Source organism: Pedobacter sp. UYP24 (assembly GCF_054057295.1).
The window spans coordinates 176,671-198,142 of the sequence record NZ_JBSRZD010000006.1; the positions used below are offsets into that span (position 1 = coordinate 176,671).

19 protein-coding genes are annotated in these 21,472 nt (G+C 39.4%); 9 read left to right on the forward strand and 10 right to left on the reverse strand.

Annotated elements, in window-relative coordinates; genetic code table 11:
• Positions 1 to 59 precede the first annotated feature (59 nt).
• On the reverse strand, positions 60 to 1,289 hold the full coding sequence (locus tag ACVWYN_RS12695) for a hypothetical protein (protein ID WP_457289236.1): 1,230 nt from the start codon (positions 1,287 to 1,289) through the stop codon (positions 60 to 62).
• Between the two features lie 90 nt (positions 1,290 to 1,379).
• Between ACVWYN_RS12695 and ACVWYN_RS12700 the strand changes: the two genes are divergently transcribed.
• The gene (locus tag ACVWYN_RS12700) at positions 1,380 to 3,143 is read left to right on the forward strand and encodes a DNA polymerase III subunit gamma/tau (protein ID WP_457289237.1); all 1,764 of its coding nucleotides are present in this window, start codon (positions 1,380 to 1,382) and stop codon (positions 3,141 to 3,143) included.
• A 3-nt stretch (positions 3,144 to 3,146) separates the two neighbouring features.
• Here ACVWYN_RS12700 and ACVWYN_RS12705 read toward each other — a convergent pair whose 3' ends face one another.
• Positions 3,147 to 3,569: a hypothetical protein gene (locus tag ACVWYN_RS12705; protein ID WP_457289238.1), complete on the reverse strand. Its 423-nt coding sequence runs from the start codon at positions 3,567 to 3,569 to the stop codon at positions 3,147 to 3,149.
• A gap of 111 nt (positions 3,570 to 3,680) precedes the next feature.
• The gene (locus ACVWYN_RS12710) at positions 3,681 to 5,900 is read right to left on the reverse strand and encodes an NADP-dependent isocitrate dehydrogenase (protein WP_457289239.1); all 2,220 of its coding nucleotides are present in this window, start codon (positions 5,898 to 5,900) and stop codon (positions 3,681 to 3,683) included.
• Positions 5,901 to 6,084: 184 nt separating this feature from the next.
• Between ACVWYN_RS12710 and ACVWYN_RS12715 the strand changes: the two genes are divergently transcribed.
• The 3 genes from ACVWYN_RS12715 (at position 6,085) to ACVWYN_RS12725 (ending at position 9,754) form a co-directional block, all read left to right on the forward strand.
• Positions 6,085 to 8,142 carry a TonB-dependent receptor gene (locus ACVWYN_RS12715; protein WP_457289240.1) on the forward strand — a complete coding sequence of 686 codons (2,058 nt, stop codon included), beginning with the start codon at positions 6,085 to 6,087 and terminating at the stop codon, positions 8,140 to 8,142.
• 36 nt (positions 8,143 to 8,178) lie between these two features.
• A complete protein-coding gene (locus tag ACVWYN_RS12720) occupies positions 8,179 to 8,910 on the forward strand; it encodes a ThuA domain-containing protein (RefSeq protein ID WP_457289241.1) in 732 nt (243 codons plus the stop codon).
• 337 nt (positions 8,911 to 9,247) lie between these two features.
• A complete protein-coding gene (locus tag ACVWYN_RS12725) occupies positions 9,248 to 9,754 on the forward strand; it encodes a hypothetical protein (protein ID WP_457289242.1) in 507 nt (168 codons plus the stop codon).
• Position 9,755: 1 nt separating this feature from the next.
• Here the strand turns inward: ACVWYN_RS12725 and ACVWYN_RS12730 are convergent, their stop codons facing one another.
• Positions 9,756 to 10,442, reverse strand: a complete 687-nt coding sequence (locus ACVWYN_RS12730; RefSeq protein ID WP_457289243.1) for an RluA family pseudouridine synthase — start codon at positions 10,440 to 10,442, stop codon at positions 9,756 to 9,758.
• The gene (panB, locus tag ACVWYN_RS12735) at positions 10,442 to 11,257 is read right to left on the reverse strand and encodes a 3-methyl-2-oxobutanoate hydroxymethyltransferase (RefSeq protein WP_457289244.1); all 816 of its coding nucleotides are present in this window, start codon (positions 11,255 to 11,257) and stop codon (positions 10,442 to 10,444) included. The genes ACVWYN_RS12730 and panB overlap by 1 nt, the downstream gene beginning before the upstream one ends.
• A gap of 229 nt (positions 11,258 to 11,486) precedes the next feature.
• On the opposite strand from panB, the gene carA reads away from it, so the two are divergent.
• The 5 genes from carA (at position 11,487) to ACVWYN_RS12760 (ending at position 16,354) form a co-directional block, all read left to right on the forward strand.
• The gene (gene carA / locus ACVWYN_RS12740) at positions 11,487 to 12,599 is read left to right on the forward strand and encodes a glutamine-hydrolyzing carbamoyl-phosphate synthase small subunit (RefSeq protein ID WP_457289245.1); all 1,113 of its coding nucleotides are present in this window, start codon (positions 11,487 to 11,489) and stop codon (positions 12,597 to 12,599) included.
• A gap of 99 nt (positions 12,600 to 12,698) precedes the next feature.
• Positions 12,699 to 13,469: an ABC transporter ATP-binding protein gene (locus ACVWYN_RS12745; protein ID WP_457289246.1), complete on the forward strand. Its 771-nt coding sequence runs from the start codon at positions 12,699 to 12,701 to the stop codon at positions 13,467 to 13,469.
• 9 nt (positions 13,470 to 13,478) lie between these two features.
• A complete protein-coding gene (locus ACVWYN_RS12750; protein WP_457289247.1) occupies positions 13,479 to 14,570 on the forward strand; it encodes an ABC transporter permease in 1,092 nt (363 codons plus the stop codon).
• A gap of 92 nt (positions 14,571 to 14,662) precedes the next feature.
• Positions 14,663 to 15,958, forward strand: a complete 1,296-nt coding sequence (gene eno / locus ACVWYN_RS12755) for a phosphopyruvate hydratase (RefSeq protein ID WP_457289248.1) — start codon at positions 14,663 to 14,665, stop codon at positions 15,956 to 15,958.
• A gap of 96 nt (positions 15,959 to 16,054) precedes the next feature.
• Positions 16,055 to 16,354, forward strand: coding sequence for an FtsB family cell division protein (locus tag ACVWYN_RS12760; RefSeq protein WP_457289249.1), 300 nt, complete (start codon positions 16,055 to 16,057; stop codon positions 16,352 to 16,354).
• Here the strand turns inward: ACVWYN_RS12760 and ACVWYN_RS12765 are convergent.
• The 5 genes from ACVWYN_RS12765 to ACVWYN_RS12785 form a co-directional block, all read right to left on the reverse strand.
• Positions 16,351 to 18,435 carry a hypothetical protein gene (locus tag ACVWYN_RS12765; RefSeq protein ID WP_457289250.1) on the reverse strand — a complete coding sequence of 695 codons (2,085 nt, stop codon included), beginning with the start codon at positions 18,433 to 18,435 and terminating at the stop codon, positions 16,351 to 16,353. The genes ACVWYN_RS12760 and ACVWYN_RS12765 overlap by 4 nt on opposite strands.
• Positions 18,436 to 19,179, reverse strand: coding sequence for a 3-oxoacyl-[acyl-carrier-protein] reductase (gene fabG, locus ACVWYN_RS12770; protein WP_457289251.1), 744 nt, complete (start codon positions 19,177 to 19,179; stop codon positions 18,436 to 18,438).
• A 29-nt stretch (positions 19,180 to 19,208) separates the two neighbouring features.
• Complete coding sequence (locus ACVWYN_RS12775; RefSeq protein WP_457289252.1) at positions 19,209 to 20,264, reverse strand: agmatine deiminase family protein; 1,056 nt, start codon at positions 20,262 to 20,264, stop codon at positions 19,209 to 19,211.
• Positions 20,248 to 21,123 (reverse strand): carbon-nitrogen hydrolase, encoded by an 876-nt coding sequence (locus ACVWYN_RS12780; protein WP_457289253.1) that lies wholly within the window; start codon positions 21,121 to 21,123, stop codon positions 20,248 to 20,250. The genes ACVWYN_RS12775 and ACVWYN_RS12780 overlap by 17 nt, the downstream gene beginning before the upstream one ends.
• Positions 21,124 to 21,201: 78 nt before the next feature.
• A complete protein-coding gene (locus ACVWYN_RS12785) occupies positions 21,202 to 21,417 on the reverse strand; it encodes a cysteine-rich CWC family protein (protein ID WP_457289254.1) in 216 nt (71 codons plus the stop codon).
• Between the last annotated feature and the right edge of the window lie 55 nt (positions 21,418 to 21,472).

Sequence of the window (21,472 nt, forward strand, 5' to 3'; positions counted from 1 at the left end):
TGCGCTCTGAATGAAAAAGAAGTGCTCTGAAACAGATTACCCCATTATCAGGAATTAAACTATTTTCCGAAATGATACTTAATTCCGAATTGCATGATCTCCAGCTTAACGGCAAATGCATTGTAATTTGATATGGAATATCCAGGCGTATAGGTAACCCCTGCTTCAATCCTTTTATTAAGGAGAACCCCAGCATTAAAATTGTAAGCAAAAGTTGTACTGGTTAATGCGATATCATTTTCTACAAATTGATCTGGTGAGCCGGAAACAGGAACAACTCTGCCTGCTTTGTTATTATTAAATTTTGAATAATTTAATAATCCACCGATACCCAGGAAAACCTTTATTTTATCAGTATTATATAAGTTAGCCATCACCTTAGGATTTAGACATAGCGTAATGTGATCGAAAGAGTGAACATTTTCACCGTTTGCAATCTTCAAACCTTTACCCATTAATACCGACAGCTCTGCTCTATAAACAAAAAATGCGGAAGTTGAGCCGTTAAATAAATCAGCGCCTATGGATATCGTTGGCATTAAAGAGGATGTCTTAATGGCAGCATCATTTGCAAGCACATACTTCCCAGTATACTTTGGCGAAGTATTACTAACACCAAATCCTACAAAAACCCTGGTGTTTTTCTTGGCAACCCGAACTACCTCCCTATTCATAATAGAGACTATTTTTCTGATCTCGGTTTCATTATAGTTCAAGTTATCCATATCGCCCTCAAAATAACTAGTTCCGATGTTCAAGTTTCTCATTTCAAACATCAATTGCCCTTTATACCTGTCTCTGCTGATAATATGGCTAATATTATGAGCTTCAAGATACTTGGTTCTAATCAGTTCATAAGGCTCGTTACTTTTGCTGTCCTTTAAATAAAATCTTTCCTTAATATCATCGGTATAGGAATAAAGAGATACCTGACTACCTTTTTGGATAACTTTTAAGAAAACTGTTGCCGTTTTAACAGAAGAATCCAATCCAACTTTTAACTGCTCGACTTTACTGGGACCCTGGCTAATGTCAACACTGAAGCGTTCAAATTTTTCATCACCATTAATGCCATAGGCCTTACAATTTTCAAGAGTCATGGTTTGCATAGCGCCATTCTCTCCTGGTTTAAATCTAAAAGTAGAAGCTGAATTGACACGAGGTCTATAATCGATATAACCTTCAAGGGTGTCTTTGGCATTATTAACAATATAGCCCCTTTGCAAATTAGTCTGTGCAGAACATAGCACAGGAATGGCAAGTAATAAGCCAATGAGAATGCGTTTCATATTATTTGATTTTGTTTGGTAGCTCAAAATTAATTTTATTTCCCAACAATACTACACACCTCTGTAAAAAATTTATAATTTCGTTGTGTCATGGAGAACTTTATCGTATCAGCCCGTAAGTATCGCCCTGCAACGTTTGAAACCGTTGTTGGTCAGCACCACATTACGGGTACACTTAAAAATGCGATAAAAAACAACCAGCTCGCTCAAGCATTTTTATTCTGCGGTCCGCGGGGTGTTGGTAAAACAACATGTGCACGTATACTTGCCAAAACAATTAATTGCACAAATTTAACAGCTGACCAGGAAGCTTGTGGCACCTGCGATTCTTGCGTCTCTTTTCAGACGGGTCATTCTTTTAATTTTCATGAATTAGATGCCGCATCTAATAATTCGGTAGATGACATTAGAAGCCTGATAGATCAGGTCCGCATTCCGCCACAGGCAGGAAAATACAAAATCTATATTATAGATGAGGTGCATATGCTTTCTGCAAATGCATTCAATGCGTTTTTAAAGACGCTTGAAGAGCCGCCTTCTTATGCCATTTTTATTTTAGCGACAACAGAAAAGCATAAAATCCTCCCAACCATCCTTTCTCGTTGCCAGATCTTTGATTTTAATAGGATACAGGTAGATGATATTGCAGCACTTTTAAATAAGATCGCATTGCGTGAGCAGATCCAGGTAGAGGAAGACGGACTGCATATTATTGCCCAAAAGGCAGATGGTGGTTTGAGGGATGCGCTTTCCATGTTTGATCAGATTGTAAGTTATACCAACAAAAACTTAACCTATAAGTCTGTAATTGCCAATCTGAACATCCTGGATTACGACTATTATTTTAAGCTTACCGATTTCCTAACCTCTTCCAACGTCAGCGAAGCACTTATTTTATTTGATGATATTCTGAATAATGGTTTTGATGGCAACAATTTTATTAACGGGCTGTCTTCTCACCTTAGAAATCTGTTGGTGGCAAAAGACCCACAAACTACCCGTCTGCTTGAAGTTAGCGAAAATATTAAACAGCGCTATATTAGCCAAAGTCAGCTTACACAGGTATCGTTCATCTTAACAGCGTTAAATCTTGCTAATCAATGCGATCTCAATTATAAGAGCAGCAAAAACCAGCGATTACAGGTAGAGCTCTCGCTAATCAAGATGTGTCACATCCCTTCAGTGCTTAATCTCGCACAGCTACCGAAATCAAGCCAAACTGACGAAGATCAGATTAAAAAAAAAACTAATTTAAGTTTTGATAATATAACACCCGCTGCAAAAGAGTCAACGTCACCCTCGGTAATAAATGTACCCGAAAAACCTATTCCGTCTATCGTTAACAATCCCAACGGCAGGATCGCTTTAAATCCGATATCGGATCCAAATAAGGCAAGCACATTAATACCTTCACTTAATGATTTGGAAAGAATTGCAGCAGGAGAAGATGACAAGGAGCCCAAATACATTACAGGTGAGGCAAAGGAACCTTTTAGCACAGCGCAATTTCTTGATTGCTGGAACAGCTACACCGATAAGGTCAAAGAAGAAGGCAAAATAAATGTATATACCCTTCTGAGCACTTCAGAGCCACAACTGCAAAGCGATGATGTCATATTGATACATGTAGAACATAAACTGCAGGTAGGATTACTGCAGGATGAGATGATCGAATTATTAAACTACATTAGACCGCGTTTAAAAAACTTCAACATAAGTATTAAAACTAAACAGGTAGCACGCGCAGTAGTGAACAGGTTATATACCAGTACCGAAAAATATCAGTACCTGGTAGAAAAAAACCCTAAATTGGAAGAGTTGAGAAAAAGGTTTAACCTTGATATCAATAATTAAACATTAGCCAATCGGAGCGTCATTTATTGGATAACCTTCTTCATCCAAATCATCTCGATCATCTTCAGGTGTACGGGCAAGAAACTCATCTTCAGGATCCAGTTCAATACTTTCACCATTATCTATATGCATACCTAAGTCGTCAAGACCTCCTTCTACCTTATCTTCTTTTTTAGCATACTCATCTCCAACATACGGATTGGCTTCGTCATAATCAGAGTTAAAATCTGCACCATTTTCAGAGGGAGTTTCATAAGGGAAAGGATGATCATAATCCTTATCCGGACCTTTCACATCTACTTCAAAAGTATTCTTCTCTTTGTCGAAAGACAGATTGTTAAAATCCTTAGTTTCTCCTAAATCTGAACTGTGTATTTTGTCACCAGAACCTTTATTTCCTGAAACACTATTTTCATTTGCGCTCATAACATTATAATTTATAAAACTATAACGTTATCTAAACCGCATTTGTTTGCCATATTAACCAAAAAGCCCGTTTACAATCGCAAACGGGCTTTCCATATTCTTTAAGGATTTCTATAATCCTGCAAGTGCAGCATTTAAGGTTTCACTTGGTCGCATGGCTTTAAATGCCAGATCGTCATTTGGATGATAATAGCCCCCAATATTCTGAGGTTTACCTTGCGCAGCAATCAGTTCTGCAACAATTCTTGATTCATTCTCCGCAAACGATTTGGCCAAGGGTATAAATCTGGCTTTCAAATCAGCATCCTTGTCTTGCGCTGCCAAACCCTCAGCCCAATATAGGGCAAGGTAAAAGTGCGAGCCACGGTTATCTATTTGTCCAACCTTACGTGCCGGAGATTTATCATTAGCTAGGAACTTCTCAGTTGCCAGGTCCAAAGTTTCTGCAAGCACCAAAGCTTTAGGATTATTTTGTGTCTGACCCAGGTGCTCTAAAGAAACTGCGAGTGCCAAAAAATCTCCTAGTGAATCCCAGCGTAAATAACCTTCTTCCAAAAATTGCTCAATGTGTTTAGGTGCAGATCCACCGGCGCCGGTTTCAAATAAACCACCACCATTCATCAACGGTACAATGGATAACATCTTTGCAGAAGTACCAAGTTCAAGAATCGGGAATAAATCTGTAAGGTAATCGCGCAACACATTACCCGTTACAGAGATCGTATCCTCACCTTTACGGATGCGATCCAATGTAAACTTAGTAGCAGCTATAGGCGTTAAAATACGGATATCCAATCCTGCTGTATCCAATTCTGCCAAATACTTATTTACTTTTTCAATGATCTGTCTGTCATGTGCTCTTTGCTCATCCAACCAGAAAACTGCCGGCGTAGCAGATAAGCGTGCCCTGTTAACAGCAAGTTTTACCCAATCTTGTATCGGCGCATCTTTGGTTTGACACATGCGAAATATGTCTCCTTTTTCAACCGGCTGGTCGAAAAACACTTTACCTTCAGCATCAGTTACTCGAATTATTCCACCCCCAGTCGCCTGGAAGGTTTTATCATGAGAACCATACTCCTCAGCTTTTTGAGCCATCAAACCAACATTAGGCACAGAACCCATTGTTGTTACATCAAAGGCGCCATGTGCTTTACAATCTTCAATCGTTGCTGTATAGACACCAGCGTAGCAACGATCTGGTATAATAGCAATGGTATCTTCTTGTTTGTTGTCTTTGTTCCACATCTGTCCAGAAGTACGGATCATTGCAGGCATAGAGGCATCTACAATTACATCTGACGGAACATGCAGGTTAGTAATTCCTTTATCAGAATTTACCATAGCCAATGCAGGCCCGTTTGCAATAGCCGTGTCAATAGCAGCTTTTACTTCTGCTTCTTTTGCATTTCCGGTTATCTTAGCATACACATCTCCTAAGCCATTGCGTGTATCTATATTGATCTCTTTAAAAAGATCTGCATATTTAGTAAAAACATCTGCAAAGTAAACTTCAACAATAGCACCAAAGATAATAGGGTCTGAAACCTTCATCATGGTTGCCTTTAGGTGGGCAGAAAGCAACACTCCTGCAGCTTTAGCCTCAGCAATAGCTTCGGCGACAAAAGACTTCAATGCAGAAATACTCAATACTGAGCTGTCAATCACCTCACCTGTTTTTAAAGATGCAAGTCCTTTTAATTCGGTAACTGATCCGTTTGCGTCAACAAACTCTATTTTAAACTGACTCGCCTCTGCCACGGTAACAGATTTTTCCGAACCATAAAAATCCCCGGTACTCATGCTGACTACTCTTGTTTTCGAATCGGCAGACCATTTACCCATCGAGTGTGGGTTTGCTTTTGCGTAATTCTTTACTGCCTTAGGCGCTCTTCTGTCAGAGTTACCCTCCCTTAAAACGGGGTTAACCGCAGAGCCCAACACTTTGGCGTATTTAGTTTTAGTTGCCTTTTCTTCTTCTGTCCGCGCATTATCCGGATAGCTGGGAATCTTATACCCCTGACTCTGCAGTTCAGTAATCGCTCCCACAAGCTGTGGTATAGAAGCAGAAATATTTGGCAGTTTAATGATGTTAGCCTCAGGGGTTGTAGCCAACTTACCAAGCTCAGTCAGTGCATCACCGACTTTCTGATCTTCAGTTAAATACTCCGGAAAATTCGCCAAAATCCTTCCGGATAAAGAAATATCTCTGGTTTCTACATCAATGCCTGCCGAGGCAGTAAAAGCTTGTACAATTGGAAGCAATGAGTAGGTTGCCAACATTGGCGCTTCATCTGTTTTAGTATAGATAATTTTTGCTTTGTTCGACATGTTGTTTATAAATACAATTATATAAATGAAAATAAAAGCAGATTGTTTTTAACAAACATGCTCCCGTTAAAATCGCCTAAAGATAGGGTTTTGTTACTAACCTGCTATACAGCGCAAATATATTAACGTAAATATGGTAATACATTTTAAAGAATGTACCACCTAAACTTTAGCTTTGTTATCGATGAAAAAAATCCTTAGCATTTTACTGACCATCAACTGCTCTTTAAGTTTTGCACAAACTAAAACTGACACCGCAAAACGCCTTGACGAAGTGATTATAAAACCCTATTTTTCAAGTCAGCCCTTGCTCCGTTCGACAGGAAGTATTGGATTGATTGATCAGGGAACAATAGAAAAACAGCCTTCCACCTCTCTGGTAAGTGCTGTGAATACCATATCTGGTGTAAGAATGGAAGAACGCTCTCCAGGCAGCTACCGCCTTTCTATAAGAGGTAGCCTCTTGCGTTCCCCTTTTGGTATCCGTAACGTAAAAATTTACTTCGACGATTTTCCCTTAACAGACGCTGGAGGCAACAGCTATTTAAACGCCCTGGACATATCAGGTGCAGGTAAGCTGCAAATTTTAAAAGGTCCGCATGGTAGCATTTTCGGTGCCAACTCAGGTGGTGTAATTCTAATTCAGCCTCAAGATATTCCAGATAGCACATTGGCTACAGTAAAACTGGAGGGTGGCTCATTCGGCTCCTTCCACCAAACTGCTTCCTTTAATAAACAATTAAACAAGTATACTTTAGGAATTACCCAAGCTTACCAACGCAGCGATGGCTATCGGGATCATAGCGGCATGGATCGTAAATATTTCCAATTACTGCAAAAATGGGATTATGCCAAATACGCCAATCTTAAGTCATTAATATTTTATTCAGACCTGCATTACAACACTCCAGGAGGATTAAACGCAGCACAATTTTTGGCAAACCCTAAGGGATCACGACCAAGCACTCCTGCAACAAAAAGTGCTATAGAACAACAGGCAGGCATTTACAACAAAACCTTATACGGCGGAATCTCCAACTCATGGGACATCAGCGAACATTTTAAACATGTTATAGCTTTGTTCTCTTCCTATACTGATTTCAAAAACCCTTTCATCACCAATTATGAAAAACGAAAAGAATTTACCTTAGGTCTGCGTTCCTATATGGAGTATTACAATAAAAGTGACGCTGCAAACCTGCGCTTTAATGTGGGTGTAGAAAGTATGCAAACGTTAACAGATTTCGACAATTACAACAATGATTTTGGCATTCAGGGTACTGTACAAGCTTCAGACCAGCTAAAAGCGAAGTCTAATTTCGCTTTTGCACACCTAAGTGCAGATATCGCAGAAAAACTACTCATCGAACTATCTGCGAGCGCAAATCTTTATGGCTATAACTACCAAAGCCTTGCCCCGGTAGCCATTGCCGAACGGACTAAGAAATTCTCTACCCAGCTCATGCCCCGCCTTGCCCTATCCTACCTTTTTAGTAAAGAAGTATCGGTCCGCGCATCTGTTAGCAAGGGTTACTCTCCTCCAACCCTATCTGAAGTTAGGGCTTCAAACAACGTAATTAATATAAATTTACAGCCTGAAAAGGGTTGGAATTACGAATCAGGCATACGGGTTCAGGCATTTCAGAACAGAGTATATGTGGATGTAACCGGATTTTACTACAATCTTAGAAATGCCATCGTACGCCGTGTAGATCAAAATGTAACTGAATATTTTGTCAATGCCGGAGGTACTAAGCAATGGGGGTTGGAAACTTCTCTTGCATATTGGATATTAAGTGAAAGCAATACAGGCTTTTTCAAAGGAATACAACTAAAAAACAGCTATACATTAAGCCAATTCAAATTTGACAAATACATTAATAACACTGATAATTACTCTGGTAATTCACTAACCGGAGTACCGAAAGCTACCGTTGTAACCAGCCTTGAAGCACTACTACCTAAATCAATCTACCTTTTTGCACAGCACAACTATACCTCCAGCATCCCTTTAAATGACGCAAATACTGTCTTTGCACACAACTATAATTTATTGCAGGCAAAAGCAGGTATTAAAAACCTTAGACTTGGCGCTCTGCCTGTGGAGGTATTTGCAGGAGCAGATAATTTGTTAAATCAAAAATACAGCCTCGGTAACGACCTTAACGCTTTAGGTGGCAGATATTTTAATGCCGCATCAACCAGAAGTTTTTATGGAGGACTTGTTATAAAAATTCGATAGAATACTCCTATATTTATTCCACATAATCAAATGAAAATGAACAGAAAAAATCTTCCAGGCCTTTTATTACTAGCCCTGGTATTAGTTAGCAGCCTTGTATCGGCACAAAAAAACAAAGTACTTGTTTTCTCAAAAACTGCAGGCTTCCATCATTCCTCCATAGATGTAGGCATGGCAGCCATCCAAAAGCTGGGTACTGAGAATAAGTTTGCGGTTGATACCACAAGAGACGCTAGTAACTTTAACACCGCGAATCTTAAAAAATATGCTGCAGTTATCTTTTTAAACACAACAGGAGATGCATTGAATGATGAGGAGCAAGGTGCTTTTGAGAAGTTCATCCAGTCCGGGAAAGGTTTTGTTGGTGTGCATTCTGCAACTGATACAGAATACGATTGGGCCTGGTATGGTAAGCTGGTAGGCGCCTATTTTGTAAGCCATCCTAACCAACAAGTAGCTACGCTTAATGTAGTAGACAGAACTACTATTGCTACAAAGCATCTTCCCGCAGTTTGGAGCAGAAAAGATGAATGGTATAACTTCAAAAACATTGCTCCAGATCTTAATGTGCTAATCACAATTGACGAAACCAGCTATACAGGCGGCATCAATGGTGCTACACATCCTATGGCATGGTACCATAGTTATGATGGTGGTCGTGCATTTTACACTGAACTTGGTCACGTTGAAGAGTCTTACTCAGATCCACTTTACTTAAATCATCTGCTAGGTGGCATCAAGTATGCTCTAGGCGCCAAAATGAAATAAGAAAATGTAACGAGATTTAAAAGCCTGCTTCTGATGCGAAATGCACAGAAACAGGCTTTTGATTGAATAAACAATGTTGTAAAGCTTAGAATCGTTCGATATGACTAGTATAAATATGGCTCTTTGCTGGCTCTTCGCTCGGTGTCTGATGGGTGTTGGCTCGGTGTATTCACCCAGAACACACCCCTAGAAGGCCGATTTGACCCAGAAACTAGACTTTTTGGTATGCAAGACATATAAACCAATTGTCAATTTTTCGTTGAAATCAGTATGAATCCAGTAGTAATATGGCTAAATTTCTCAATATATTTGGCAAGGCAATTGCTCTACCTTTCTTATGAAGAATACAATGATTCAATACTCCAAAATTTTGTTTATAGGCTTGTTAATATCTGCAGTGGCAATTTCATGCAGTAGTGAAAATAGAAATACTCAAGAAAGCGACAGTACTGAAATGGTTTCTAGTGATTCTGCAAAGACCGGTGGCGTGACAGAATCGGCAGACAATTGCTACACTTACATAAAAAACCGTGATACTGCATCTTTAAAACTTCATGTACAAGATCATGAGATTACTGGCGATTTAAGTTATAAACTATTTGAGAAAGACAGCAACAAAGGCACAATTGTTGGAGCGCTTAAAGGTGATACCATCATTGCAGAATATACGTTCGATTCTGAAGGAATGCGCTCCATTCGGGAGGTTATTTTTCTTAAAAAAGACGGCAAGCTTTATGAAGGTTACGGAGATACAGAAGAAAAAGGTGTTAAAGTAATATTCAAAAATCGGTCTGCTTTAAAATTTGACAGTGGCATAGTATTCGATAAAACAGACTGTAAATAGTCTAGCAATTCTCGAACCTTTCCCAAAATCCATCTATAGGCAACTTGGCAAAAATATTGATAGGCTCTTTTTTTACTGGATGTAAGAATTGAAGTCGCCTTGCATGCAAACAGATACTTCCTTTCCTGCTTCCGCGGGGATAACCATATTTATTGTCACCCACTATAGGACTGCCAAGCGTTGAAAGCTGCACCCTGATTTGGTGCGAGCGACCAGTAAGCGGATCCACCTCTATTAGGTAATAGCCATCCATTTCAGTCATAAGCCTAAAGCTAAGTTCCGCACGCTGACTGCCTGCCACTTCTGTATTATATGGGGTAACAACGTTTTTCTGCGGATTTTTTACTAACCAGTGTACGAGGGTGCCGGACAATTTGGAAGGCTTATTTCTTACCACAGCCCAATAAGTTTTTTTTACTTCCCTGTTTTTGAATACCGCATTCATCCTTTCTAGTGCCTTGCTGGTTTTAGCAAATAGAATTACTCCGCTAACGGGTCTGTCTAATCTATGTACCACACCTAAAAAAGCGCTATTAGGTTTATTGTACTTTTTAGCCAGGTATTTTTTAACCTGCTCGTCCAACGGTTCATCGCCAGTATCATCAATCTGAACAATATCCCCAGCTTTTTTATTGACGGCGATAAGGTGATTGTCTTCGTATAAAATATCTTTATCGGTAACAGGCATTAGTATTGCTCCTTGTTGTTTGGGAAATTTTTAGATTTTACATCGCTAATGTAGGACTGGGCTGCTCCTAAAATCCCTTCGTAAAGATTTAGGTACTGCCTAAGAAACCGAGGTCTGAAACCTTTAGTTAACCCTATCATATCGTTAACTACAAGCACCTGGCCATCGCAGTCGGGCCCTGCACCAATACCAATGGTTGGAATAGATAAACTTTCTGAAACTTCTTTGGCCAACTTGGCGGGTATCTTTTCCAATACTATTGCAAAACATCCTGCTTCTTGCAAAGCAATCGCATCAACTTTTAGTTTTTCTGCCTCGATCTCATCTTTTGCTCTAACAGTATAGGTACCAAATTTATAGATAGATTGAGGTGTTAAGCCTAAATGGCCCATTACGGGTATTCCAGCTGTTATAATCCTGGAAATAGACTCTGCAACTTCGGTTCCGCCTTCTAGTTTTACACCATGTGCTCCAGATTCTTTCATGATTCTTATGGCAGAATTAAGCGCTTCTTTTGAATTGCCCTGATATGAACCGAAAGGTAAATCTACCACTACAAAAGCACGTGATGCTCCTCTAACCACCCCTTGCGCATGGTAAATCATTTGGTCTAGTGTAATTGGCAACGTAGTTTCGTGACCTGCCATCACATTAGAAGCAGAATCGCCTACAAGTAAAACATCCAGGCCAGCATCATCAAGAATGGTGGCCATAGAATAGTCGTATGCTGTTAACATCGCTATTTTCTCCCCACTATGTTTCATTTCTTGAAGGATATGGGTGGTAATGCGTTTTATTTCTTTGTTTACAGACATGGTATTTCGTTTTGTTGAGGCAAACTTACTTTTTACATCTGAAATATAGATAGTTTTATTGTTTTAAAAAAGGGCTTGATATAAAGCTGCAAACACGTATCTTTGTACCCCGAAATGAAGGGGTTATTTAACAGCACATTTGTTAATTACGAAAGCGACGTCAAAGTCGGATGTAAATTTCCATTTTCCTCATTTTCCTCCATAAAAAATTTTCATTTTAACAATCCGCATGACTAATTACACAAAGTTACCTGCAATTTTGCTACTTGCCGATGGCACCGTTTATTATGGTAAAGCTGCCGGAAAGATTGGCACAACTACTGGAGAGATCTGCTTTAACACAGGAATGACAGGTTATCAGGAAATCTTTACTGACCCTTCTTATTTCGGACAGATCATGGTTACGACCAATGCCCACATTGGAAATTATGGAATTCATAAGGATGAGACCGAATCTGACAGCATCAAAATTGCAGGCTTGGTATGTAAAAACTACAATATTGGATTTAGCCGCAAAGAAGCCTCTGAATCCATTCAGGATTACTTCCAAAACGAAAATATTGTTGGCATATCTGATATTGACACCCGCTCATTGGTACGTCACATCAGAAACAAAGGTGCAATGAACGGCATTATTTCTTCTGAGATCACCGACCTGGACGAGTTAAAGGCTAAATTGGCTGAAGTTCCATCTATGGACGGACTAGAGTTATCATCTCAGGTATCAACTAAAGAGGCTTATTTTTATGGCTCTCCTGATGCCAGCCTTAAAATAGCAGCGCTTGATCTTGGTATCAAGAAAAATATATTAAGGAATTTTGATGCTAGGGATATCTACGTTCAGGTATTTCCAGCAAAAACAACTTTTGCAGAAATGAACAACTGGGGAGCTGACGGTTACTTCATCTCAAATGGCCCTGGTGATCCTTCAGCTATGCCTTACGCCATAGAAACAGTTAAAGAAATTCTTGCTGCAGACAAACCATTATTTGGGATTTGTCTTGGCCACCAACTACTTGCAGAAGCAAATGGAATTGGCACCATGAAAATGTTTAACGGCCATAGAGGATTAAACCACCCAGTAAAGAATATTATCAAAAACCACTGTGAAGTAACTTCTCAAAACCATGGGTTTGGGGTAATTCCTGATGAAGTTAGAAAATCTGACAAGGTAGAAATTACGCACGTTAATTTGAATGACCAATCTATAGAAGGTATCCGTGTTAAAGGAAAGAAAGCATTTTCTGTCCAGTATCACCCAGAGTCATCACCTGGTCCGCATGATTCCAGATATTTATTCGATGATTTTGTAAACATGATTAATGGCGAATTAGCCTGGTAATAGGCGTTTTACCTACCAAATACATCATTTCACCGACATCTTTAAAGGGAAGTAACTTTGGTTACTTCTTTTTGTTTAAAACCTTGTTACATTTAACTCATGGAGAAGAAAGAGGCCATCATCAGCGTCAAAAACCTTGTTAAGAAATACGATGACTTTGTTGCTGTAAAGGGCATTAGCTTTGATGTTTACGAGAATGAGATATTTGGCTTGCTTGGCCCTAACGGAGCGGGCAAAACTACTACACTTGAAATCATTGAAACCTTAAGGGAAAAGACTTCAGGTGAGGTCTTTGTAGACGGTCACTCCGTAGATCAGGATGCCAATAAAATAAAAAGAATAATTGGTGTACAACTTCAGGCTGCAGGTTACTATCCAAACCTAAATCTGGTAGAACTACTGGAACTATTTTCAGGTTTATATGATGTGAAGATAGATCCTATGGATATGCTGGGCAAAGTAAACCTACAGGATAAAGCAAAAGCAAAATATAAAGCTTTATCAGGCGGACAGAAGCAGCGTTTCTCTATTGCAACCACCTTGATCAATTCTCCAAAGATCGTATTTCTTGACGAGCCTACAACAGGATTGGATCCCCAAGCCCGCCGTAACCTTTGGGACCTTATCAATGAGATTAGAAACAATGGCACTACCGTTGTAATCACTACCCATTATATGGACGAGGCAGAGCAACTGTGCGATAGGGTAGCTTTTGTTGAGCATGGTGAAATAATTGTGTTGGATACACCTGATGCTTTAATAGACAACTTGGTGAATAGTGGTTTTGAAAGAAAAAAAGAAGTAAAAAAAGCAAACCTGGAAGATGTATTTATTAATCTTACAGGCAAGGAATGGAGAGCCGATAACTAATATTTACAGATGAACAAACCTTACAGTAACTATAACGCCACAATGGCACTTGCTAAAGCAAGTTTCCGTTCCATCATGCGCAGTCCTTCTGCTGTTGTGTTTACCCTGGCCTTCCCATTAATCTTTATTCTTGTTTTTGGATTCCTTGGTGGAGGCGGCGTAAAGATAGACCTGGCAGTTTCGCCGCAATCAGACTTACAAAACCCAATAATTAAAGCGTTAGACCACATTAGTGTGGTTAGGCTAATAAAGAACAAAAACACAGATGAAATAAACGGTGCATTAGAAAAGGGAAGTTACGACGCCTTGATAGATGTGCAGAAAAATGCAGCTGGTAAACCGGCATACCTTGTTAACGTAAAGTATACATCTGCATCAATGGATAAAGGGAATATTTTAAAATCTGTATTAAACAACCTACTTTATAAGCTAAACACGCAAGATGTTAGGCCTACTGTAGCTCAGTTGAACGAAACTGTAGTAACAGGACGCACGTACCGAACAATTGATTTCATATTACCCGGGCAGCTTGGTTTTTCTTTATTAAGTACAGGTGTATTTGGAACTGCTTTTGTTTTCTTCAGCCTGCGACAAAACCTGGTTATTAAACGCTTTTTTGCTACACCAGTAAGCAGGTCGAGTATTGTATTCGGCGAAGGTATTGCTAGAATCGGCTTTGCTTTGATGGGGGCCGTATTTATCATTCTTGTTGGCCACTTCTTATTTAAATTTACACTGATACATGGGGCTATAACGGTGATCAACATGCTGTTGCTTGCATTAATAGGGCTTATTGTATTTATGGGTTTTGGCTTTGTAGTATCAGGAATTGCCAAGAGTGAGAGTACCATCCCTCCTATTTCCAACATCATTACCCTTCCTCAGTTCTTGCTTTCAGGAACATTTTTTTCTATTGATGCATTTCCTACCTGGCTACAACCAATAAGCAGGGCATTACCGCTTACCTACCTAAATGATGCCATGAGAAAGGTAGCTTTTGAGGGTGCCGGATTATGGGACGTAAGGCAACAGATTCTGATCATGATCATTTGGGGTATAGGTATTTACGCTGTTGCGGTAAAAGTTTTTAAGTGGGAATAGTAGCGTATTTAAAATTTATTATAACTTTGGATATTGCCTCAGTAATTGTACATTATACACTAAGGCTTACGTAAAACAAAATATAGATAAAAATGAGTTTAATAATTGATGTTCATGCGCGGCAAATACTTGACTCCCGTGGCAATCCTACCATCGAGGTAGATGTAATTACAGAAAATGGTATTCTTGGTCGTGCTGCAGTACCTTCTGGTGCTTCAACCGGAGTGCACGAAGCTGTAGAGCTAAGGGATGGTGATAAAAAAGTGTACTTAGGTAAAGGTGTTTTAAAAGCAGTTTCCAATGTAAACGATAAAATTGCCGATGAATTAAAAGGTATTGATGTATTTGAACAAACTGCAATAGACAGCTTATTAATTAAGCTTGATGGTACGGAAAATAAAGGAAACCTTGGTGCTAATGCTATTTTAGGTGTTTCTTTGGCCGTTGCAAAAGCAGCAGCACAAGAAAGCCGCCAGCCTTTATACCGCTACATTGGTGGTGTAAATGCAAACACATTACCTATTCCAATGATGAACATTGTTAACGGTGGATCTCATTCTGATGCGCCTATCGCATTCCAGGAATTTATGATCATGCCCGTTGGCGCTTCTTCTTTCTCTGAGGCTTTGCGCTGGGGAACTGAAGTATTTCACAACCTTAAAGCTATTTTGCATGATAGAGGTCTTTCTACTGCAGTTGGCGATGAAGGTGGTTTTGCACCAAAATTTGACGGCACAGAAGATGCTGTTGAAACCATTTTGCAAGCTATTGAAAAAGCTGGTTACAAACCAGGCGAGCAAATCTGTCTTGCTTTTGATTGTGCTGCTTCTGAGTTTTACAAAGATGGTAAATACGATTATACTAAATTTGAAGGCGATAAAGGCGCTATCCGTAGCAGCGCTGAACAAGCTGAATACCTTGCTTCATTATCAGAGAAATACCCAATCATTTCTATTGAAGATGGTATGGACGAAGATGATTGGGCAGGTTGGAAAATGCTGACAGACAGAGTAGGTGATAAAGTACAGTTGGTAGGTGATGATTTGTTTGTTACCAACGTAAAAAGACTTCAAAGAGGTATTGATGAAAAAACTGCCAATTCTATTTTAGTAAAAGTTAATCAGATTGGTTCATTGACAGAAACTATTAATGCTGTAACATTAGCGCAAACTAATGGTTATACTTCAGTAATGAGTCACCGTTCTGGAGAGACTGAAGATGTTACAATTGCAGATTTAGCTGTTGCATTAAACTGCGGCCAGATTAAAACTGGTTCTGCATCTCGTTCTGACAGGATAGCAAAATACAATCAGTTGCTTCGTATTGAAGAAGAACTAGGTGCTTCTGCACGTTTTATTGGTAAAGACTTCAAATACGCAAAAAAATAAACCAATCATTATCCGATGGTAAAGCCAGTACATTTTCCTGTACTGGCTTTTTGTTTTATTTTGGTATTTAGTCCAATAAAAGATATATTTGTTAATATGAACCGTTTACTGGAGCTGATAAAAAATAAATATTTCCTATCTGTTATAGCATTCGTAGTATGGATGCTATTCTTTGACAGGAATGACTTTCTTGCACAATATGAGTTCAGATCTGAAGTAAGTAAATTACAGGAAGAAAAAGATTTCTATGTAAAAGAGATTGCCCAAGTTAAGAATGACTTAAATGAACTTAGCACCAATCTGAATACTGCAGAAAAATTTGCCCGCGAAAAGTATTTCATGAAGAAAGATAATGAAGATGTTTTCGTAATTATCCACGAAGCTAAAAAGGACTAGACTTCGCCATTTCTCTTTCTAAAAAACCACTCTACACTTAATAAAGCAATAATCAATGCAAATAAACACTTGTAGTTGATTAGCTGCTCATACCTGCGGTCTTCATAGGTTAGCGTTTTAATCTGCTCGTTGTTAATGATATCCTTATATATATTAGAAAGGGCATTTGGCATATACATTTTTCCATTGGTTTGCGTAGATAGGTTACCCAATAGTTCATGGTTAGCTACCGTTTGCTGGTACTCTGCAACAATGTTATTGATGTAAAAGAGTCCACCTGCGTTATATGTCTTATCTCCCAACTTAGTTCCAGCGGTATAATTATATTTCCCGGGCGGCAATGCACCCGCATCGAGTTGATATCCTGTCTCTGTTCTGGAAAACAAATAACTATAAGACTTGCCCGTTTCATTTTTAACCTGAACACTTACATCTGGCGTATTTACGGGCATATAGCTGTCGTTATACAACGCAGCATTGATCAACACAGACTCATTCTCATCAAAAGAATTCTTTGTTGTATAAACCTTGAATTTCCTTTTGTCATCTTTTAAAGAAAGGTATTGTACTGAATTACTTATCAAACTCCCAACAACACTTTGATCTATTTTATTCAATGCCTCAGAAAGTTTCCACCTCCAAATTCCCTCGCCTATCAGATAAGCTGTTTTCCGGCCATCCTCATTGATAAAAATAAGTTGCGGATACTGCGTTTTGATTTTACCAATTCGCTGATTTAAGGCAATGGTAGCATTTGTGTTTACAGTAACGTTACCGAACGGTGCAAGTAAGGGATCAAAGTTTTCTATGGTTTTTGAAGCAACGGCACCGATATCAAAAGCAGTAAAATTAGGATTAGGATCTGAATAAATTTCCTGCAATTGGCTGGTATTACCAGTGAAGCTCAATCCCTTCTGCATCTGGTTAAAGGCACCTAGATTACTTTGGGCACCCAAAACATACCATACTGAGACAGTAGACTGCTTTATGCGACTAAGAAATCCCAATGCTCTATTATCTATCGACGGCAGCTGGTATAAAATAACCAATCCGTAATCCTTCAGGTTAACAGCATTTAGCTCATCGCCAATAACTACCTTAACTTCATAGTGCTTATTGGCTGAAATAGCCTGTTTAAATATGGCAATATCAGGGTGAGGTGCCGCAGTAGCAATCAATACTTTCTGCTTAGCATCAATCACATCAATAAAAATGTGCTGTGTGTTGTTTGTATTAGATACTTCGTTTGGTAACTGTCCAAGCGAAATGGTATAGCGTTGCAAGCCAAGCTTTGTAGCTTTTAGCTTTAATGGAACAATTTTAACAGAGGTGTTTGAAGTGATCTGCACTGGCACGGCTGTTACTGCCTTCCCATTCTCCTGCACCCTGAGCATTGCGGTAGCACCCTTGCTTTCAAAAGCTTGTACCTGAACTTCTACCGTAAATTCATTGTCAAGATACACAATGTCATTGCTGTTAACATTGGCTACAATAAGGTCTTTTTTAGGAACAGTATCGCCAAGGGCGATGGTATATACCGGGGCTTTTAACTTGTTGACATCGTAAAGCGGACTACCGCCGCGGTTAAATATGCCATCCGTAGCTAAAATAATGGCACCAACATTTCTGTTCAGTAGTTCGTCATTTAACTGCGTTACAAATTTAGATGCGTTGGTTATTTTCCCTTTATAAGAGAAATCAAACCCCAAGTTTACGCTATCGCTAAAGTTATAGCGGCTTACTTCATACTTTTCTGATAATCGATCCGATAACTCTTTTAGATCCTTCTCGTATTTATTTGTGTTAAATCCGGCAGGTTTGATCTTGCCTGCCGATATGGAGTTGTCCTGTCCTATGATAACAATAGGTTTCTCCAATTGATAGGAAACGCTGCGCAGCAGCGGAAAAAACAGCAGGAAGGCAATCAAAGTAATGATTAATGCCCTTCCGGCCGCAAGGGTATATTTTACATTTTTACTTAAATGCGCGGTTTTACTGTATAGCAGCCATGCAAAGAACAATCCCGCAAGGATACAACCCAGTAGTGCCAATAAAGTGTAAAATGTAAAAGAATCGCCCATCTACAACATACCGCCACAAACAGATATTACCTGTCCGGTAACGTAAGCACTCATTTCTGAAGCTAAGAAAACGCAAACATTAGCTACATCTTCTGTTTCTCCGGCCCTCTTCAATGGTATACTGTCTTCCCAACCTTTTACCACTTTTGGATCCAGTACTTCAGTCATTTCTGTACGGATAAAACCAGGGGCAACTACATTTGTACGTATGTTTCTTGATCCAAGCTCCTTCGCTAAGGATTTAGAGAAGCCAATAATTCCCGCTTTGGAAGCAGCGTAGTTTGCCTGCCCGGCATTACCCTGCACACCTACAACAGAACTCATATTGATGATAGATCCTTTACGGGCCTTCATCATTATCTTTGAAGCAGCTTTACAAACGTTGAATACCGATTTAAGGTTTACATTGATCACATCATCCCACTGCTCCTCGCTCATGCGCATCAACAAGCCGTCTTTGGTTATTCCTGCATTGTTTACCACAATATCCAAGGCGCCGAAATCATCAACGATGGTATTGATCAGCTGCTCCGCTTCATCAAATTTTGAAGCATCAGAACGATAGCCTTTAATCTTTGTACCGTAAACTTCCAGTTCTGCTACAAGCGCTTCGCCTTTCTCAACAGAAGAAAGATAAGTAAAAGCAACATTTGCACCTTGTTCTGCAAACTTCTCTGCAATCTTACGTCCTATTCCTTTGGATGCACCGGTAATTAGTGCTGTTTTTCCTTCTAATAACTTCATTTAATATATTTCTTTCTGTATTTATCGTTTTATACTGCCGGTTCTTGCTGACTTAGACAATGAAAACTGCCAAGCCCCCAAATGATATCTGTTGAATCAATTCCAATCACTTTCCTATCAGGAAAAACTCCCTGTATAATGTCCAGTGCCTTTTGATCGTTCACATCCCTAAAAGTTGGCACCACAACCACTGCATTTGCAATATAAAAGTTTGCATACGATGCTGGCAGTCGGGTATCTTCATGAATCACTGGCGAAGGCATGGGTAACTTAACAATATTTAATGGTTTTCCGTTCAATAAAGTCATGCTTTTCAAAGCTTGGAGGTTTTCCTGGAGCAAGAGATAGTTTTCATCCAGCGGATTACTTTCCACAACGGTAAGCACGGTATCTTCATTTACAAAGCGCGTAATATCGTCAATGTGTCCGTCCGTGTCATCACCAACTATCCCATCCCCTAACCACAAAATTTGCTCTGCACCATAGCATTCCTTAAGGTATTCCTCAATCTGCTCTTTGTTTAAATGCGGGTTCCTGTTCTTATTTAAGAGGCAGGCAGTGGTTGTTAATATAGTTCCGGCTCCATTAAATTCAACAGAACCACCTTCCATTATAATTCCAGGGTTGAATACAGGGATATCTAGGTGATCTGCTATAAGCGTTGGAATTACATCATCCTGCTCAAATGGGGGATATTTACCTCCCCATGCATTATATCCCCAGTCTACAATTACCTTTTTAGATTCTGCAGCTGGGTTTATTAGGAAAGCAGGACCATGATCGCGGCACCAAGCATCATTACTTGGGTTAAAATAGAATTCTATTTGAGCAAGATCCACATCTTGCTCAGTAAGCTTTTCTATAGCGAAAGCCTTAGTTTCTTCATCGTTAACATTTATCCTTATCTTTTCTCCTTTTGCAACAGCTTTTATAAACTGGCAGTATGGCTCATAAATGGTGTCTATTTTACCAGGCCAGGATTCTTCTTTATGCGGCCAGGTAAGCCAGGTAGCCTCATGTTTTGCCCACTCGGGCGGAAAAGTATAACCTGCCTTTTTTGGCGAATGATCAAATAGATTCGTCATCTATATATCTTTTAGTGATCTGTGAATAACTGTCTATCCTTCTATCGCGTAAAAACGGCCAATGCGTTCTGTAGCTATCCGATTTCGACATGTCTATTTCTACTACTTTAAGTTCTTCTTCATTGTGTGATGCCTGGTATAGTATTGTTCCGAATGGATTGGAGACAAACGATCCTCCCCAAAATTCAATACCTGCTTCTCTACCCACCCTGTTAATACTTATCACTGGTATACCATTGGCAATAGCGTGCGAGCGTTGTATGGTTTGCCATGCATTGTATTGTTCAGTGTTTGTAGGTAGGTCTTGTGTAGTTGCCCATCCTATTGCAGTAGGGTAAACTAAAAAGTCTGCGCCCATTAGAGCCGTCAACCTTGCTGCTTCTGGATACCACTGATCCCAGCAAATCAGCACACCAATCTTCGCATATTTAGTCTTGAACACTTTATAACCAAGATCACCGGGAGTGAAGTAAAACTTCTCATAAAAACCAGGATCATCAGGAATGTGCATTTTACGGTATTTACCAAGATAGGCTCCATCGGCATCCAATACTGCTGTAGTATTGTGGTATAATCCTGCCGCTCGCTTTTCAAACAAAGAAGCTACAATAACGACATTCAGTTCTGCTGCTACAACAGATAACGCATCGGTAGAAGGGCCAGGTATTGCTTCGGCCAATTTAAAGTTGTTATAATCTTCTTCATCGCAAAAATAAAGGGAAGTAAAAAGTTCCTGCAAACAAACCACCTGTGCGCCTTGTGCAGCAATTTCTCTAATCTTTAAGATTGCTTTATCTAAATTCTCCTGCTTATTGCCGGTGCAGCTCATTTGCACCAGGCCTATTTGTACTTTAGCCATTGTTGATCAACAAATAATTTGGCACAAAGTTAACCAAAAAAATATAAGGGTAGTGGAAGATTACAATGCTACTATTGATTAAGCTTTACCGTTAAGCGTAAAATTTTCATTGTATTCCTGCTGTAATTCAAATAAGCAAGAAGCGCACAAGCAGCCGTCATGTAACTCGCTGATGTACTGCATTTCGTTTAGGGCAAGATGAACAGCGCTACACTGGCATTTTGTGTATGAATTTGCCTTACACTCAATTGGTGTGCCACAGCGCTCGCAAGATATGATCTCATGTTTTGACATGTTGCAACAAAGATACAAAACTAAAAAGGCCGACAATGATTTAAATCATGCCAGC